Source organism: Streptomyces sp. NPDC055962, assembly GCF_042270185.1.
Classification (GTDB): domain Bacteria; phylum Actinomycetota; class Actinomycetes; order Streptomycetales; family Streptomycetaceae; genus Streptomyces.
In genome coordinates this window covers 535,715-551,050 of the sequence record NZ_JBHJYN010000001.1, presented here as the reverse complement: position 1 = coordinate 551,050, position 15,336 = coordinate 535,715, and the positions used below count along the sequence as shown (strand labels likewise).

The window sequence follows — 15,336 nt, the reverse complement described above, 5'->3', positions numbered from 1 at the left end:
ATGTCCGTTGGTGAAGAGGTTCGCGACACGCAGCCGCCGCAGCAGCAGAGTCTCGGCACAGCGGCTGCGCGGAACCTCGCGACGACCACCAAGTCCGCCCCGCAGATGCAGGAGATCACCTCGCGGTGGCTGCTGCGCATGCTGCCGTGGGTACAGGTGCAGGGCGGTACCTACCGCGTGAACCGCCGGCTGAGCTACTCGGTCGGGGACGGCAGGGTGACCTTCGTCCAGACCGGTGACCGGGTCACGGTCATCCCCGCCGAGCTCGGCGAACTTCCCGCTCTGCGCGACTTCGGGGACGAGGAGGTGCTGGCCGAGCTGGCGCGCAGGTGCGAACAGCGCGACGTCGCCGCCGGCGAGGTGCTCGTCACCGCCGGTGACGCGGCGGACCGCGTCCATCTGCTGGCCCACGGCAAGATCGAGAAGATCGGGACCGGGCCGTACGGTGACGAGACCGTGCTCGGAGTCCTCGCGGACGGCGCCTACTTCGGCGACCACGTCCTGATCGACGGGGACGCGAACTGGGAGTACACGGCCCGCGCGGTGACCGCCTGCACGCTGCTGACCCTGCGCCGGGCGGACGTGCTCAACCTCGCGGCCCGGGCGGACTCGCTCCGCGACCACCTCGCCGGGCTGCTCGCCATCCCCCATCAGCGGACCAACCGCTACGGCGAGGCGGAGATCGACCTCTCGGCCGGCCATGTGGGGGAGAGCGTCGTCCCCCACACCTTCGTCGACTACGAGTCGGCGCCCCGCGAGTACGAACTGAGCGTCGCCCAGACCGTGCTGAAGGTCCACAGCAGGGTGGCCGACCTCTACAACCAGCCGATGAACCAGACCGAGCAGCAGTTGCGGCTCACGGTCGAGGCGCTGCGCGAGCGCCAGGAGCACGAGCTCATCAACAACCGGGAGTTCGGCCTGCTCAACAACTGCGACTACGGGCAGCGGCTCCAGCCCCACGACGGGGCCCCCGGCCCCGACGACATGGACGAGCTCCTGTCACGGCGGCGCGGATCGAAGCTGTTCCTCGCCCACCCCCGTGCCATCGCCGCGTTCGGGCGCGAGTGCAACAAGCGGGGCCTGGTGCCGGAGACCGTCGAGGTCGGGGGACAGCACGTGTCCTCGTGGCGCGGCGTGCCGATCTTCCCGTGCGACAAGATCCCCGTCACCGACGCCCGCACCACCTCCATCATCTGCATGAGGACCGGTGAGTCGGACCAGGGGGTCATCGGGCTCCAGCAGAGCGGCATCCCGGACGAGATCGAACCGAGCCTCTCGGTCCGCTTCATGGGCATCGACGAGCAGGCGATCATCTCGTACCTCGTGACGGCGTACTACTCCGCCGCCGTGCTGGTGCCCGACGCACTCGGTGTCCTGGAGAACGTGGAGGTGAGCCGCTGGCGGTGACGCTCCCCGGGCCCGGGCGGCGACCGCCCGGGCCCCGGCAGGGCCGAGGCCGCGACCAAGGTGCCCCGTGGCGCCCGGAAGGAGTGACCGTGACCATGACCAGTTCGGATGCCGCGATGGAGGGGCGCAAGGCCGCCGCGCTGCTGGAACACACCCGCAGCGCCGTCGACCCGCACCTCCGCGCGGCCGTCGAGACGCTGCCCGGCGCGATACGCCGGGTCGCCATGTACCACTTCGGCTGGCAGAACGCCGACGGCACACCCGCCTCCGGGCAGGCCGGCAAGGCCATCAGGCCTGCGCTCGTCCTGGCCGCCGCCCGCGCCCTGGGCGGCGACCCGGAGGCGGCGATGCGGGCGGCGGTCGCCGTGGAGCTCGCCCACAACTTCACCCTGCTCCACGACGACGTCATCGACGAGGACACCACCAGGCGGCACCGGCCCACGGCCTGGGCGGTGTTCGGGGTGCCGGACGCCGTGATCACCGGGGACGCCATGTCCTCCCTCGCCCTGCGGCTGCTGGCGGACGACCCGCACCCCGCGTCCGCACAGGCCGCGGTCCGGCTCGCCACCTGCGTCATCGAGCTCTGCGCGGGCCAGCAGGCCGACTGCGCCCTGGAGGGGCGCGGGCCCGAGGACGTCAGCCTGGACGAGTGCCTGGCCATGGCCATGGCCAAGACGGGGGCCCTGCTCGGCTGCGCGTGCGCCCTGGGGGCGCTCTACGCGGGGGCGGGGGAGCGGGAGGTCCGTGCCATGGACGGGTTCGGCCGGGAGGCGGGCCTCGCGTTCCAGCTCATCGACGACCTGATCGGGATCTGGGGTGACACGGCACGCACGGGCAAACCCGTCGGGGCGGACCTGAGCGCCCACAAGAAGTCCCTGCCCGTGGTCGCGGCGCTCACCTCGGGCACCCCGGCCGGGGCCGAGCTCGCCGCCCTCTACCGGGGAGCCATGAACACCCCGGGAGAGGTGGGGAGCGCCGCCGACGCCGTCGACCGGGCCGGCGGCCGGGACTGGGCCCAGACCGCGGCAGCGGACCGCATGGCCCGCGCGGTCCACCACCTGTCCCGAGCCGTGCCCGCGCCGGACGCCGCCGGAGACCTGCTGGCACTCGCCGAGTTCGTCACCCGCAGAACCCACTGAGCCGGGCCGCCCGTGGCCGCTGCTGTCCTCAACTCTAGTATTCCGTGCGTCGGTTGGGATGCAGGTATCCCTCATCATCACGGGACGAAGAGGGCGGGGCCGGTCATGGGCGTACGGGTGCGGCAGGCGGACGGGCGGGACAGGGACCAGGTCGTACGGATTCTGGAGGACGCGTTCCACGACGATCCGGTGAGCAGCTGGGTCTTCCCGGACGAGGAGCACCGGCGCGCCGTGCACGGGAAGTTCCTCGGGGTCTTCGCCGATGTCACGCTGGAAGGGGGCCGGATCGATCTCCTGGAGGACGGCACGGCGACAGCCCTCTGGCTCTCCGTGCCGGCGGGTGCGCCCGAGGAGGAGGACGACATCCCGGCCCTCATGCGGGAGACGGCGGACCCCGGCAACGAACGGTGCGAGCTGGTGGGGAGGCTGACGGGCGCCGTCCACCCCCACGACCGGGCGCACGCGTACCTGCTGATGATCGGTGTCTCCCCGGAGCGTCAGGGGGAGGGTCTGGGGGAGGCGCTGATACGGGGTGTCCTGGAGCGGTGCGACCGCGAGGGGACCCCGGCCTATCTGGAGGCGAGCAGCGCCCGCAGCCGCGCTCTCTACGAACGCCTCGGATTCACCTTCACGGGACGGACCGTCGACCTTCCCGGCGGACCGTCGATGTGGCCCATGTGGCGTGAGCCGCAGGGAGGATGAGAAGCGTCCGGCGAGCGGTGCCGCGGAAGGGGAGGGTGCTGCCGGGAGGGTCCCGGGGCACGGGCTACAGTCCCTGCTCATGACAGATGAGTCGTGGGCAGGCTGGTACCGGGACCGCCGTGGTTCCGAGGCGGTCATCCTCACCACGGACGGACAGCAGCTCCGTATCCGCGTCCGGGGCACGGACTTCGAGGGCGGGAGTTTCGACGGCCTGGGCCCGGTGGCGGGTGCGCCGGTCCAGGACGGGCTGTTCGACCTGGTCGACGGCGTGCTCGACGACTGCGTACTGGAATGGGACCTCCCGCTGCCGGTCCTCGTGTCCGGCACGGTCCGTCAGGCCACCCTCGGCTGCCTGCTCTCCCTCCGCAGGGAGGACCCGGACCTGTATCTCGCCCTCCATCTGGACGGGGCGGTGTACGAGTCGAACCGCGCCGAGGGCGACTTCGCCGCGGCACTGGCCACGATCCAGCGGATCCTGCCGCCGGACATGCATCTGCAGACCTGCATAGCCTGCGCCTTCTCCGACTACTTCCCCGCCCCGGTCCGCGGCCTGTCCGGCGGGCTCGCCTGCTTCCGCGGGGCCAAGGACGCCTACCGCGACGTGGAGGGCGGGGACGACGTCGCCGGCCTGTGGGACCGGCGCACCGGGTTCGTCCAGGAGATCTGGAGCTGCCGGGAGTTCGAACCGCGCCCGGCGCACGGCGCCGGCACCGGGCACCGCGGCGCCTTCCCCCTGGAGCACGCCTGACGGTTCCCGTCACCCCGAAGGGGCCGCTCCGCACAGGCGGAACGGCCACCTCGGCGCGTGGTGCCGGAGGTCAGGAGGCGGCGCGGGCGAGAGCGGCCGCGAGACCGTTCTGCCAGAGCGAGTTCACCCGGGAGCGCTCGGTGGCGTTCGGGTAGGCGTTCGTGCAGGACGTGCCGGGACCGCCGCCCGACATCAGCTCGCTGCACGGCCCCGTGTAGTGGTCGGGCAGTCCGAGCACGTGGCCCGTCTCGTGGGCGGTCACGCGGGTCGAGTTGTACTGCCGGTTCTGCGCGTAGTCGAGGAAGATGTAACCGCTGCCGTGGCCGTTCGTGCTGGCGTACGAGCCCCGGGAGTCGTTGCCCTCGTAGTAGGCGAAGTCCGCGTTGGAGCCCTCCTGCAGCTTGACGTTGGAGACCGAGCTGTTCCAGATGCTCGTGCTGCTCGCTATCTGGCTGCGGAAGCTGGGGGCGTTGGTGGTGCTGTAGACCACGGTGACCGCCTGCGCACCCGGCTTGGCGGCCCGCTTCTCGGCCACGGACTTCATGACGGCTTCGAAGAACGCCTTGTTGGCGGCGGCGTTCTCGCTGGAACCGGCGTACGCGGCGAAGCCGGCCTGTGCGGAGGAACCGGCCTGCGCGGTGCCGGCGGAGGCCACGGGAGCCGGGGCGGCGACCGCGGGTGCGGTGCCCAGTGCGGCGGCGAGTCCGAGACCGGCCACGGCCGACATGACAGCTGTCCTGAGGTGTCTCATGGGGGGTGTCTCCTGCCTGTCCGAAGAACCCCGTCCGGGGACGGACGGGGAACGGGTGGGGAACGGGTGGGGGGTACGGACAGAGTCTCCGGCCGGGAGGCCCGCGGCGGATGATGTCAACGCGCGATAGCGCCGCCCTATCACCCGGAGATGACGCACACGGAATCAGCACGTGCCGGTCGCCCCGACACCCCCTGAACCGTCCCCCTTTGATGGGGTTGGGACATCTGGTGCCGAACGTGCGAACGGCCATACCCTCGCCGTCATGGAGCTCGAGGTGAGACACCTCAGGGCGCTCTGCGCCATCGCGGACACGGGCAGCCTGCACCGCGCGGCGCGGGTGCTGGGCGTCAGCCAGCCCTCCCTGACCACCCAGCTCCAGCGGATCGAGAGGACGATGGGGGCGGAGCTGTTCCGCCGGGAGAGGACGGGCTGCCGGCCCACCCTCCTGGGCCGCGCCGTCCTCAGCAGGGCGCGCCCGCTGGTGGACGGCATGACCGCCCTGGTGGGTGCCGCACTGGCGGAGGCCGAGGCCGCCCGGGCGGGCGGGCCCCGGCTCCGGATCGGGTCCACCGCGAGCCGGGTCATCGGCGGCTGGCTGCGCGGCCTGCGGGTGAGGCTGCCCGGCACCGACATCTCGCTCCGGGTGGACGTCTCGGCCCGGTCGCTGCTGGCGGCGGTGGCTGCGGGGCGGCTCGACGTGGCCTTCGTGCACGAGGTCGAGGGCTGCCCGCTCGCCGTCCCGGAGGGGCTGACCGAGCGCGTACTCGTGGAGCGGGAACCGCAGTTCATCTCCCTGGCCCGGGACCACCCGGCGGCCGGACGCGCCGTGGTGGACCTCGACGACCTGGCGGGCGACCGGTGGATGGTCGATCCCTCGGTGGACGGCGAATGGGACGGGGTGCGCCGTGTCCTCGGTGCCGCAGGTCTCGACCCGCCCGTCCTGCACGGCGACTACCTCACGGCGGCCTCCCTCGTCGTCCTCGGGGAGGCGGTCGCCCCCTGCCAGCCGACCTCGGGCCCGCGCGACGACATGGCGATCCGTCCGCTGCGCGGCGACCCGCTGGCGGTGCGGCTGTTCCTGGTCTCCCGGCCGGGTGCGGACATGGACGCCGTGTACGAGGAACTGGAGGCGGCGTACCGCGACGCGGCGCGGCGGGCGGAGCAGTACCACCGGTGGCTGCTGCGCCACAGCAGCCCTCTCGCGCACACGTCCTGAGCGGGAGAGTTCCCCGTTCTGCCGAGAGCAAGGTGCCGTTTCTCCCACGGGCGGCGGTGGGCAGGACCACCGCATGAGGCTCCTGATGCTGGGCGGTACGGAATTCGTGGGACGCGCGGTCACCGACGCCGCGCTCGGGCGCGGATGGGAGGTCACGGTCTTCCACCGCGGCCGCCACGCGGCACCACCCGGGACGCGGACGCTGACCGGTGACCGCACGGCGGGCGAGGCGGGCCTCGCGGAACTGTCCGACGGCACCTGGGACCTCGTGGTCGACACCTGGAGCGGCGCGCCCTCCGCCGTGCGGGACGCCGCCCGTCTGCTGTCGGGCCGGGCCGGGCACTTCAGCTACGTCTCCAGCCGATCCGTGTACGAGTACCCCACCCCCGCCGGACTCGCTGAGGACGGACCGCTCGTGGCCGGAGCATCTTCCGACGCAGGGCCCGACGTCCCGTACGCCCTGGCCAAACGCGGCGGGGAGCTCGCGGCACTGGACGCGTTCGGAGACCGGGCGCTGCTGGCCCGTGCCGGGCTGATCCTCGGCCCCGGGGAGAACATAGGCCGTCTGCCGTGGTGGCTGGGCCGGACGGCCCGGGGCGGGGACGTGATCGCGCCGGGACCACCGGAGGCCGGACTCCAGTACATCGACGCCCGCGACCTGGCCCACTGGCTGCTCGACGCCTCGGCGGACGGCCTGTCAGGGGCGTACAACACGGTGAGCCGGCCGGGGCACACGACCATGGGGGAGCTCCTGGACACCTGTGTCCGCGTCACCGGATCGCGGGCCCGGCTGCGCTGGACCGACCCCGAGGTGCTCCTCGCGGCAGGCGTCGAACCCTGGACGGACCTGCCGGTCTGGCTGCCCGCCGGAGAGCTCCACGACACCCTCCACCGGGGCGATGTCACCAAGGCGCACGCCGCCGGGCTGCGGTGCAGACCTGTGGGGGAGACCGTTGCCGACACCTGGGCCTGGCTGCACGATCTGGGGGGCACCGCCCCGCAGCGGCCAGACCGGCCGGCGCCCGGTCTCGACGCGCGGACGGAGGCGAAGCTCCTCGCCCTGCCCGACAGCCCTTAGCGTGGCCCGATGACCGAAGAGCCAGAGCTGCTGCACCTCACCGAAGAGCCCCTGTGGGAGGCCGCCCGCAGAGCGGGGACGTACGAGATGTCCACCCGGGGCCGCACCCTGCGGGAGGAGGGGTTCATCCACTGCTCGCTGCCCCATCAGCTCCCCACCGTGGCACGGGCGTTGTACGGATCCGACGACGAGGGACTGGTGGTGCTCGTCATCGACACCGGGCGGCTCCCGTCACCCGTGCGGTACGAGGCCCTGAAGCCCGGAGGCGAGGAGTTCCCGCATCTCTACGGGCCGCTCCCTGTCGAGGCCGTCGTGGAGGTGCGGACCTGGGCCGAGCACACCGCGCGCACCGTGCGCGAGGAGGGCGGTTCCCGGTGATCAGCCCTCTCGTCGCGGTCACCGGTGCGAGCGGGGCGGTCGGCGGCCGGGTGGCCGGGCGGCTGGCCCGGACCGGCGTCCCCGTACGCCTCCTCGGAAGGGACCCCACCCGGCTCCCCCGGCTGCCCGGCGCGGTCGCCGCGCCTCCCGCGCCGTACGGGGACGGCGGGGCGATGCGGCGCGCGCTCGAAGGCGCGCACACCCTTTTCCTCGTCTCGGCGCACGAGAGCCCGGGCCGGGTGCTGGAGCACACCACGGCGGTGGACGCGGCTCTCGCCGCGGGCGTCGAGCGCCTCGTCTACGTGTCGTTCCTCGGTGCGGCACCGGACGCGACGTTCACGTTCGCCCGTGACCACTGGCACACCGAGGCACACATCCGGATGACCGGGGTGCGCCACACCTTCCTCCGCGACAGCTGGTACCTGGCGGCGCTCCCCGCGATGACGGGAGCCGACGGCGTCCTGCGCGGTCCCGGTGGCGAGGGGCGGGTGTCGGCCGTCTCCCACGAGGACATCGCGGACTCGGCGTCAGCCGTCCTGCTGGACGAGGGGACGGCCCACGACGGCCGGACGTACGAGCTCACGGGCCCCGAGGCGTTCACCCTGGCGGAGGCGGCCGACGAGCTGAGCCGCTGCACGGGACGCGCGATCCGGTACGTCCCCGAGACCACGCAGGAGGCCTACGCCTCACGCGCCTCCTACGGCGCGGAGGACTGGGAGGTGGCCGGCTGGGTCACGTCGTACGAGGCGATCGCCGCGGGTGAGCTGGAGAAGGTCTCGGACGCCGTGCCCACGCTCACCGGCCGCCCGGCGCAGAGCCTTGCCGCCTACCTCCGGGAGAACCCGGGGAGCTGGCGCCACCTGGCCGCGGACCGGGACTCCTGACTCCCCCTCGAGCGGGGGAGCCGGGTGCCGTACGTGCCGCCCCGCCCGCCCCGACGGCCGGACGCCCGGCGGGAACACGACCGCACCCGGCCGTCGGGCCGCAGTGAACGGCGGCCGACGGCCGGGTGCGGGGGAGCGGGCGACCCGACCGCGAAACCCCGGTCGGGCGGCCCGGCCCTGGATCAGGCCTTCTTGGTCTCCCAGAAGATCTTGTCGATCTGGGCGATCAGGTCCAGAGCCTTCTGGCCCGTGGCCGGGTCGTTGGAACCCTTGGCCGCGGAGAGCGCCTTGAGGGTGTCGTTGACCAGCTGGTGCAGCTCCGGGTACTTCTCGAAGTGCGGGGGCTTGAAGTAGTCGCTCCAGAGCACCGAGACGTGGTGCTTCGCGAGCTCGGCACGCTGTTCCTTGATCAGAACGGCGCGCGTGCGGAAGTCCGCGTCCTCGTTGGCCTGGTACTTCTCCTGGACGGCCTTGACGGACTCCGCCTCGATGCGGGCCTGGGCCGGGTCGTACACACCGCAGGGCAGGTCGCAGTGGGCGCTGACCTTCACCTTGGGGGCAAACAGGCGGGAAAGCATGGAGCTGTCCTTCCTCGTGATCGTCTTCTCAGGTGGGACATTACTCCGTGGGGAGCTGCTTTTTGCGGCTGCCCCCTAGGGCTTAGGCCAAAAGTCCGGGGTGAGGACGGGACCTGTGGCCGAAAATACGAAGCGGTGCGCGCAGCCGTGTACTGGAGGACGGACCGGGAGGTGCCACAGATGCCGGAGCCGGCGCAGGAGCCGTGGAGCGGGCGGGCGGAGCGCAGGGCGTTCCAGGTGGTGGAGGTGACGGGGCCGTCGATGGTGCCCACGCTCTACCACGGGGACTGGCTGCTCGTGCAGCGTGGTGCGCTGGTGCGTCCGGGGGACGTGGTGATCCTGCGTCATCCCCTGCAGCAGGATCTGCTGGTGGTCAAACGCGCGACCGAGCGACGCGGCGGCGGCTGGTGGGTGCTGGGCGACAACGCGTACGCGGGCGGGGACAGCACGGACTACGGGACGGTGCCCGAGGAGCTCGTGCTGGCCCGGGTGCGTGCCCGCTACCGGCCGCTGAGGAAGGATCAGCGTTCGGTGCTCGGGCTGCTGGGCTGGGCGGTGTCCGCGGTGCGGCGGGTGTCGGCGGAACGCTCGGTCTCCAGGCGCTTGCGGGCCCGGTAGGCGGCGACGTTGGCGCGGGTCGCGCAGCGGTCCGAGCAGTAGCGCCGTGAGCGGTTGGTCGAGGTGTCGAGATAGGCGTTGCGGCACGGCGCCGCCTCACACAGGCCGAGCCGGTCCACACCGTGCGAGGTGAGGTGGAAGGCCAGGCCCATCGCCGCGATCGCGGCGAAGCCCGCCGTCGCGTTGGACGGGTGGTCGGCGAGGTGCATGTGCCAGTCCGGCTTGCCGTCCTCGTCCCGGGTGTCGTGCCCGGAGATCTGCGGACTCACGGGGAACTCCAGCAGCAGTGAGTTGAGCAGGTCGACCGCGAGGGTCTCCTCGCCGGTGTCGGCCGCCTCGAAGACCGCGCGCAGCCGGGCGCGCACGGACCGGAAGCGGGTCACGTCCGCGTCCGTCGCGCGGCGGGCCGCCTGGGCGTTGGGGCCGAACAGCTCGCGGACGGACTCGACCGTGGTGAGCGCGTCCTTGTTGCGGGCCGGCTCCTCGGTGTTGACCAGACGCACGGCGTAGTCCGAGTAATAGGCCAATTCCACTTGTAGTCCTTACGGCGTCGGTCTATGGTCGGCGTGTCGACCAGTGTAATGGGTGGTCGCGCCCAATGGGTCTTACGAATATGTGTACAGGTGGAGGTTCGAGTGACGGCGACGGGCATCGACTGGCAGTCCTGGCAGGAGAGCTGGGACCGGCAGCAGGAGTGGTACATGCCGGACCGCGAGGAGCGGTTCCGGGTGATGCTGGACATGGTCGAGGCCGTCGTGGGGCCCGAACCGAGAGTGCTCGACCTCGCGTGCGGTACGGGCAGTATCACGGACCGGCTCCTCAAGCGGTTCCCCCGCGCCACCAGTACGGGCGTCGACCTGGACCCCGCACTGCTCGCCATCGCGCGCGGCACCTTCGAGGGGGACGACCGGGTCACCTTCGTGACCGCCGACCTGAAGGACGCCGCCTGGACCGAGCGGCTGCCCCACACCTCCTACGACGCGGTGCTCACCGCCACCGCCCTGCACTGGCTGCACGCCGAGCCGCTCGCCGCCCTGTACGGGAGTATCGGCGGGCTGGTCAGGGACGGCGGGGTCTTCATGAACGCGGATCACATGATCGACACGGACACCCCCCGCATCAACGCCGCCGAACGTGCCCACCGGCACGCGGCCATGGACCGGGCCAAGGCCGCAGGGGCCGTGGACTGGCGGGAATGGTGGGACCTGGCGGCGAAGGACCCGGCCCTCGCGGCACCCACCGCCGAGCGGTTCCGGATCTACGGCGAACACGCCGACGGCGACATGCCCTCCGCCGACTGGCACGCCCGCACCCTGCGTGAGGCCGGGTTCGGTGAGGCGCGGGCCGTCTGGGCCTCGCCGTCGGACAGCCTGGTCCTCGCGGTGAAGTAGAGCGCGGCGAACGGCGGGAGGGGGTAAGGCCGCGGCCTTCCCCCCTCCCGCCGTTCACCCGCAGCCGCAACCTGCCACCCCTCCCGCCGCACTGGAAGGGTGAGACGGTCCGCATCCGCGGACCCGGAGAGGGGGGCAGATGACGCGGATCGACGACGACGCCGCGCTGCACGCCTTCGTGGAGGGCAGACGCACGGCGCTGTTCCGTAGCGCCTATCTGCTGTGCGGCGACCGGCACGAGGCCGAGGACCTGGTCCAGACGACGCTGGTCAAAGTCGTCCTCGGCGGCAAACGGCACGGTCGGCTCGACAACATCGAGGCATACGCGCGCAAGACCCTGGTCAACACCCACATCGCCGCACGCCGCCGCTTCTGGCGGCGTGAGCACCCGTACGGCGACATGCCCGACCGCGCAGGCGATCAGGCGGATTCGGACACCGGCCTGGTGGTCCGGGCGGCGCTCGCCCGGCTGACAGCCAGGCAGCGCGCGGTCCTGGTGCTGCGGTACTGGGAGGACATGAGCGTCGAGGCCACGGCCGAACTGCTCGGGATGCGGGAGAACACGGTCAAGAGCCACACGGCTCGGGGGCTGGCGGCGCTTCGCGCCGAGCTGACGGCGGACACGGCGGAGGAACTCGTATGAACGACGTGCACGAACTTCTGGAGCGGGCCGTCGAGTCCGCGGGGCGCTCCGCGGGCTCGACCGAGGCGGTGTACGCGCGGGCCGCCAGGGTCAGGACCGGGCGGCGGGCCGCGGTTGCGGCTGCCGCGCTCGCGGTGGTCGTCGCGGGGGCGCTCTCGCTGACGGGCGCAGCGGACGGGCCCCGGACGGAACACACCGCGGTGGCCGCCGCACCGGACGGCGGGACGGGCGCCGGAGGCAAGGCGGGCCGTCTGGCCGCGCTGCTGCCGCCGGGCGTGGGCGGCATCGAGCAGGTGTCGCTGGCCGTCCTGCTCAAGGGCGCGACGGAGGAGCAGGCGAGAACGACCTACGTGGGGCCGCTGGACGGGGAGTACCTGGTTCGCGAGGGCGACGGCGCCGGCTATCTCCTCCTGCGCTTCATGGAACGAGCCGATGTGGTGAAGAAGCTCGGCGGCAGGACCGGTCGGTCCGACCTCTGCGCGACCCGGGGCACGGAACCGTCCGTCTCGGACTGTGTCCGTGAGGAGCTGCCGGACGGCAGTGTCGTGACGACGTGGAGCGACTCGATGGAGCACGGGGACGGAGGCACACCCCGGTGGGGGCGTGAGACCGCGGGACGGCTGGTCCTGAAGGACGGCTCGGTGCTGGCCGCGCGGTCCAGCTCGGGCTACCTCGGCGGCCGGTCCCAGGGGCCGCTGCTCGCGGAGCCGCCGCTCGGCGGGAAGGAACTCCGCGCTCTCCTGGTGCGGCCCGAGCTGCTTCCGAAGGGATAGCGGACGCACCGGAGGGCGGCACGGGCCAGGGGCCCGCGCCGCCCTCCTCGGCGTCGCCGTCGGCTACAGCACCTTGGACAGGAAGGACTTCGTCCGGTCGTGCTGCGGGTTCGTCAGGACGTCGCGCGGGTGGCCGGACTCGACCACCACGCCGTCGTCCATGAAGACCAGCGCGTCGCCGACCTCGCGGGCGAAGCCCATCTCGTGCGTGACGACGATCATCGTCATGCCGTCCTCGGCCAGGCCGCGCATGACGTCCAGGACGTCACCGACCAGCTCCGGGTCGAGCGCGGAGGTGGGCTCGTCGAAGAGCATCAGCTTCGGCTCCATGGCCAGGGCGCGCGCGATGGCCACGCGCTGCTGCTGACCCCCGGAGAGCTGCGACGGGTAGTTCTTCGCCTTGTCGGACAGCCCCACCCGGTCCAGCAGCCGCTCCGCCCGGGCCCGGGCGACGGCCTTGGCCTCGCCCTTCACCTGGATCGGAGCCTCCATGACGTTCTCGATGGCCGTCATGTGCGGGAACAGGTTGAAGCGCTGGAAGACCATGCCGATGTCCCGGCGCTTCAGCGCGACCTCGCTGTCCTTGAGCTCGTAGAGCTTGTCGCCCTTCTGGCGGTAGCCGACCAGGTCGCCGTCGACGTACAGCCGCCCGGCGTTGATCTGCTCCAGGTGGTTGATGCACCGCAGGAACGTCGACTTGCCGGAACCGGACGGGCCGATCAGGCAGAAGACCTCACGCGGGGCGACCTCCAGGTCGATGCCCTTGAGGATGTGTGCGGGGCCGAAGGACTTGTGTACGCCCTCGGCCTTCACCATGGCGGTCATGCGGCACCTCCCTTCGGGCGTCCGAGCGACAGCATGTTCGCCCTGATCTTCTGGAACGGGGTGTCCGGCAGGCTGCGGCTCGACCCGCGTGCGTAGTACCGCTCCAGGTAGTACTGGCCGATGCTGAGCACCGAGGTGAGCACCATGTACCAGGCGGCCGCCAGGAACAGCATCTCCACGGTGGCACCCGAGGTCTGCGAGACGTTCTGGGTGGACCGCAGCAGTTCGGTGTACTGCACGGCGACCGCGAGCGAGGAGGTCTTCAGCATGTTGATGACCTCGTTGCCGGTCGGCGGCACGATCACGCGCATCGCCTGCGGGACGACGATCCGGCGGAGCGTCTTGCCGTGGCTCATGCCCAGGGCGTGCGCCGCCTCGGTCTGGCCCTCGTCGACCGACTGGAGGCCGGCCCGGCAGATCTCCGCCATGTACGCCGCCTCGTTGAGGCCGAGGCCGAGCAGCGCGCAGAGGAACGGGGTCATGAAGGACGACCACTCGTCCTTGTAGATCGGCCCGAGGTTGATGTACTCGAAGACGATGCCCAGGTTGAACCAGACCAGCAGCTGCACATAGACCGGGGTGCCGCGGAAGAACCAGATGTAGCCCCACGCGATGGACGTGGTCACCGGGTTCTTGGAGAGCCGCATCACGGCCAGCACGATGCCCAGCACCACACCGATGATCATCGAGAGGACCGTGATGATGACGGTGTTCTTGACGCCCTCGAGGATCTGGTCGTCGAAGAAGTAGTCCGGTATCGCCGCCCAGTTGATGTCGCCCTGGGCGAAGGCGTAGACGAGCGTGGCCAGGAGGCCGAGCGTGATGATCGCCGAGACGTACCGGCCGTAGTGGCGCACCGGTATGGCCTTGATCGCCTCCGGCCCCGCCGACGGGGTGGGCGGGGTGTCCGCCGGACCCGCCTTCTTGATGTCAGTCACAGATGATGCCTTTCAGCGCCGGTCCCCGCTCAGGACCCGCCGTTGATCTTGGCCTCGGTGACCGCGCCGGCCTGGACGCCCCACTTGGCGATGACCTTCTCGTACTCGCCGTTCTTGATGACCGCGTCCAGGGCTGCCTGGATCGCCTTGGTGAGCTCGTCGTTGCCCTTGGCGACGGCGATGCCGTACGGGGCCGCCTCGACCTGGTCGCCGACCAGCTGGAAGTCGTTGCCGCCGCCCGAGGTCTTGACCGCGTACGCGGCGACCGGGAAGTCGGAGGAGCCGGCGTCGGCGCCGCCGCCGCGCAGGCGGGTCTGGGCCTCGAGGTCGTTGTCGAACGCCTCGATGGAGATCTTGCCCTTGCTGCCGCACTTGGTGCTCTCGGCCTTGGCGAGGTCGTGGGAGACGGTGCCCCGCTGGACGACCAGCTTCTTGCCGCAGAGGTCCGACCAGGTGCTGATGCCCTTGTCGTCGCCCTTCTTGGTGTAGATGGAGACGCCCGCGGTGAAGTAGTCGATGAAGTCGACGCCTTCGCCGACCTTCTTCTTCGTCTCGGAGTCGACGCCCTCCTGGCGGTCCTTGGTGTCGGTCATGGCCGACATCGCCAGGTCGTAGCGCTTCGAGCGCAGGCCCGTGAGCAGGGTGTCGAACGTGCCGTTCTCGAAGACGAACTTCACGCCGAGCTGCTTGCCCAGGGCGTCCGCGAGGTCGGGGTCGATGCCGACCGTCTTGCCGGACTTGTCCTTGAACTCGACCGGCGGGTAGGCGATGTCGGATCCGACCTTGATCTCACCCTTGTCCTTGACGGACTGGGGGACGAGGTCGGCGAGCGGCGCCTTGTCCGCGGAAGCGGAGCTCGTGTCCTTCTCGGTGGCGCTGTCGGTCTGGTCGCCGCAGGCGGTCAGCAGCAGGGTGCCGGCGACCGCGACTGCGCAGACCGCGGCAATCCGGGACTTCGCGGCCGTACGACAGAGGGTGCTTGCGGTCATGATCGGAATCCTCCGGCAGTGAGGGAGAGGGTGCTGGTCAGGTGGACACGCACGCACCTTCGAGTGTCGCCACCTTGTGTGATTAGGGCATCTTGCCATTCGGACTCACCCGATCAGGGGGCCAGGCATGTCAAAATCGGGTAACGGGTGACCCCCGAAGCTCAACGGCCCGGTACGGCAGGGCCGGACCATCTGCTGGAAAGTGAGCACCACTCCGGAGAATCTCCGGTGCGTCTCGACCTACGGACGGCCTTTGTAGCCCTTAGTGGACTTGT

The 15,336-nt window shown here is 71.4% G+C and carries 18 protein-coding genes; 12 read left to right on the top strand and 6 right to left on the bottom strand.

Translation table 11 applies throughout. The features are described 5' to 3' along the window. The 4 genes from ACFC51_RS02425 to ACFC51_RS02410 all read left to right on the top strand — a co-directional run bounded on the left by ACFC51_RS02425 (position 1) and on the right by ACFC51_RS02410 (position 3,996). Positions 1 to 1,407 carry a family 2B encapsulin nanocompartment shell protein gene (locus ACFC51_RS02425; RefSeq protein WP_376380808.1) on the top strand — a complete coding sequence of 469 codons (1,407 nt, stop codon included), beginning with the start codon at positions 1 to 3 and terminating at the stop codon, positions 1,405 to 1,407. Between the two features lie 95 nt (positions 1,408 to 1,502). Further along, a complete protein-coding gene (locus ACFC51_RS02420; RefSeq protein ID WP_376526623.1) occupies positions 1,503 to 2,546 on the top strand; it encodes a family 2 encapsulin nanocompartment cargo protein polyprenyl transferase in 1,044 nt (347 codons plus the stop codon). Between the two features lie 105 nt (positions 2,547 to 2,651). Continuing rightward, positions 2,652 to 3,248: a GNAT family N-acetyltransferase gene (locus tag ACFC51_RS02415; RefSeq protein ID WP_376380802.1), complete on the top strand. Its 597-nt coding sequence runs from the start codon at positions 2,652 to 2,654 to the stop codon at positions 3,246 to 3,248. Between the two features lie 79 nt (positions 3,249 to 3,327). Continuing rightward, complete coding sequence (locus ACFC51_RS02410) at positions 3,328 to 3,996, top strand: DUF6304 family protein (protein ID WP_376526620.1); 669 nt, start codon at positions 3,328 to 3,330, stop codon at positions 3,994 to 3,996. Positions 3,997 to 4,066: 70 nt separating this feature from the next. On the opposite strand, the gene snpA is transcribed toward ACFC51_RS02410, so the two are convergent. Then, positions 4,067 to 4,747, bottom strand: a complete 681-nt coding sequence (gene snpA / locus ACFC51_RS02405) for a snapalysin (RefSeq protein WP_376380796.1) — start codon at positions 4,745 to 4,747, stop codon at positions 4,067 to 4,069. A 265-nt stretch (positions 4,748 to 5,012) separates the two neighbouring features. Between snpA and ACFC51_RS02400 the strand changes: the two genes are divergently transcribed. From ACFC51_RS02400 to ACFC51_RS02385, 4 genes are all read left to right on the top strand, one after another. Further along, positions 5,013 to 5,966, top strand: coding sequence for a LysR substrate-binding domain-containing protein (locus ACFC51_RS02400; protein ID WP_376380793.1), 954 nt, complete (start codon positions 5,013 to 5,015; stop codon positions 5,964 to 5,966). A gap of 85 nt (positions 5,967 to 6,051) precedes the next feature. Next, positions 6,052 to 7,044: an NAD-dependent epimerase/dehydratase family protein gene (locus tag ACFC51_RS02395; RefSeq protein WP_376380816.1), complete on the top strand. Its 993-nt coding sequence runs from the start codon at positions 6,052 to 6,054 to the stop codon at positions 7,042 to 7,044. Between the two features lie 9 nt (positions 7,045 to 7,053). Then, positions 7,054 to 7,422, top strand: coding sequence for a DUF952 domain-containing protein (locus ACFC51_RS02390; RefSeq protein ID WP_376380790.1), 369 nt, complete (start codon positions 7,054 to 7,056; stop codon positions 7,420 to 7,422). Then, the gene (locus ACFC51_RS02385) at positions 7,419 to 8,306 is read left to right on the top strand and encodes an SDR family oxidoreductase (RefSeq protein WP_376526617.1); all 888 of its coding nucleotides are present in this window, start codon (positions 7,419 to 7,421) and stop codon (positions 8,304 to 8,306) included. Before ACFC51_RS02390 ends, ACFC51_RS02385 begins: the two co-directional genes overlap by 4 nt. 182 nt (positions 8,307 to 8,488) lie before the next feature. Here the strand turns inward: ACFC51_RS02385 and sodN are convergent, their stop codons facing one another. Then, a complete protein-coding gene (gene sodN / locus ACFC51_RS02380; protein ID WP_033298259.1) occupies positions 8,489 to 8,884 on the bottom strand; it encodes a superoxide dismutase, Ni in 396 nt (131 codons plus the stop codon). 180 nt (positions 8,885 to 9,064) lie between these two features. Here sodN and sodX point away from each other — a divergent pair, with 180 nt between their 5' ends. Next, positions 9,065 to 9,502: a nickel-type superoxide dismutase maturation protease gene (gene sodX, locus ACFC51_RS02375; protein WP_376526614.1), complete on the top strand. Its 438-nt coding sequence runs from the start codon at positions 9,065 to 9,067 to the stop codon at positions 9,500 to 9,502. On the opposite strand, the gene ACFC51_RS02370 is transcribed toward sodX, so the two are convergent. After that, positions 9,406 to 10,035 (bottom strand): CGNR zinc finger domain-containing protein, encoded by a 630-nt coding sequence (locus ACFC51_RS02370; protein WP_376381001.1) that lies wholly within the window; start codon positions 10,033 to 10,035, stop codon positions 9,406 to 9,408. The two genes, sodX and ACFC51_RS02370, sit on opposite strands and share 97 nt — an antisense overlap. 48 nt (positions 10,036 to 10,083) lie before the next feature. Here ACFC51_RS02370 and ACFC51_RS02365 point away from each other — a divergent pair, with 48 nt between their 5' ends. The 3 genes from ACFC51_RS02365 (at position 10,084) to ACFC51_RS02355 (ending at position 12,309) form a co-directional block, all read left to right on the top strand. Further along, positions 10,084 to 10,893 (top strand): class I SAM-dependent methyltransferase, encoded by an 810-nt coding sequence (locus ACFC51_RS02365; RefSeq protein ID WP_376527049.1) that lies wholly within the window; start codon positions 10,084 to 10,086, stop codon positions 10,891 to 10,893. Positions 10,894 to 11,032: 139 nt separating this feature from the next. Then, positions 11,033 to 11,536, top strand: coding sequence for a SigE family RNA polymerase sigma factor (locus tag ACFC51_RS02360; protein WP_376381004.1), 504 nt, complete (start codon positions 11,033 to 11,035; stop codon positions 11,534 to 11,536). Then, positions 11,533 to 12,309 carry a hypothetical protein gene (locus tag ACFC51_RS02355; protein ID WP_376526611.1) on the top strand — a complete coding sequence of 259 codons (777 nt, stop codon included), beginning with the start codon at positions 11,533 to 11,535 and terminating at the stop codon, positions 12,307 to 12,309. The genes ACFC51_RS02360 and ACFC51_RS02355 overlap by 4 nt, the downstream gene beginning before the upstream one ends. 63 nt (positions 12,310 to 12,372) lie before the next feature. On the opposite strand, the gene ACFC51_RS02350 is transcribed toward ACFC51_RS02355, so the two are convergent. The 3 genes from ACFC51_RS02350 to ACFC51_RS02340 are packed head-to-tail and all read right to left on the bottom strand — an operon-like array spanning position 12,373 to position 15,061. Then, positions 12,373 to 13,134 carry an amino acid ABC transporter ATP-binding protein gene (locus ACFC51_RS02350; RefSeq protein ID WP_329232781.1) on the bottom strand — a complete coding sequence of 254 codons (762 nt, stop codon included), beginning with the start codon at positions 13,132 to 13,134 and terminating at the stop codon, positions 12,373 to 12,375. Further along, the gene (locus ACFC51_RS02345; protein WP_376381009.1) at positions 13,131 to 14,072 is read right to left on the bottom strand and encodes an amino acid ABC transporter permease; all 942 of its coding nucleotides are present in this window, start codon (positions 14,070 to 14,072) and stop codon (positions 13,131 to 13,133) included. The genes ACFC51_RS02350 and ACFC51_RS02345 overlap by 4 nt, the downstream gene beginning before the upstream one ends. A gap of 29 nt (positions 14,073 to 14,101) precedes the next feature. Then, positions 14,102 to 15,061 carry an ABC transporter substrate-binding protein gene (locus tag ACFC51_RS02340; protein ID WP_376526609.1) on the bottom strand — a complete coding sequence of 320 codons (960 nt, stop codon included), beginning with the start codon at positions 15,059 to 15,061 and terminating at the stop codon, positions 14,102 to 14,104. Positions 15,062 to 15,336: the final 275 nt, after the last annotated feature.

What these genes read in the sequence shown, in the direction of transcription:
- ACFC51_RS02425 (WP_376380808.1), top strand. Translation starts at nt 1, where the DNA reads ATGTCCGTTGGTGAAGAGGTTCGCGACACGCAGCCGCCGCAGCAGCAG.
- ACFC51_RS02420 (WP_376526623.1), top strand. Translation starts at nt 1,503, where the DNA reads ATGACCAGTTCGGATGCCGCGATGGAGGGGCGCAAGGCCGCCGCGCTG.
- ACFC51_RS02415 (WP_376380802.1), top strand. Translation starts at nt 2,652, where the DNA reads ATGGGCGTACGGGTGCGGCAGGCGGACGGGCGGGACAGGGACCAGGTC.
- ACFC51_RS02410 (WP_376526620.1), top strand. Translation starts at nt 3,328, where the DNA reads ATGACAGATGAGTCGTGGGCAGGCTGGTACCGGGACCGCCGTGGTTCC.
- snpA (WP_376380796.1), bottom strand. Translation starts at nt 4,747, where the DNA reads ATGAGACACCTCAGGACAGCTGTCATGTCGGCCGTGGCCGGTCTCGGA.
- ACFC51_RS02400 (WP_376380793.1), top strand. Translation starts at nt 5,013, where the DNA reads ATGGAGCTCGAGGTGAGACACCTCAGGGCGCTCTGCGCCATCGCGGAC.
- ACFC51_RS02395 (WP_376380816.1), top strand. Translation starts at nt 6,052, where the DNA reads ATGCTGGGCGGTACGGAATTCGTGGGACGCGCGGTCACCGACGCCGCG.
- ACFC51_RS02390 (WP_376380790.1), top strand. Translation starts at nt 7,054, where the DNA reads ATGACCGAAGAGCCAGAGCTGCTGCACCTCACCGAAGAGCCCCTGTGG.
- sodN (WP_033298259.1), bottom strand. Translation starts at nt 8,884, where the DNA reads ATGCTTTCCCGCCTGTTTGCCCCCAAGGTGAAGGTCAGCGCCCACTGC.
- sodX (WP_376526614.1), top strand. Translation starts at nt 9,065, where the DNA reads ATGCCGGAGCCGGCGCAGGAGCCGTGGAGCGGGCGGGCGGAGCGCAGG.
- ACFC51_RS02365 (WP_376527049.1), top strand. Translation starts at nt 10,084, where the DNA reads ATGGGTGGTCGCGCCCAATGGGTCTTACGAATATGTGTACAGGTGGAG.
- ACFC51_RS02360 (WP_376381004.1), top strand. Translation starts at nt 11,033, where the DNA reads ATGACGCGGATCGACGACGACGCCGCGCTGCACGCCTTCGTGGAGGGC.
- ACFC51_RS02355 (WP_376526611.1), top strand. Translation starts at nt 11,533, where the DNA reads ATGAACGACGTGCACGAACTTCTGGAGCGGGCCGTCGAGTCCGCGGGG.
- ACFC51_RS02350 (WP_329232781.1), bottom strand. Translation starts at nt 13,134, where the DNA reads ATGACCGCCATGGTGAAGGCCGAGGGCGTACACAAGTCCTTCGGCCCC.
- ACFC51_RS02340 (WP_376526609.1), bottom strand. Translation starts at nt 15,061, where the DNA reads ATGACCGCAAGCACCCTCTGTCGTACGGCCGCGAAGTCCCGGATTGCC.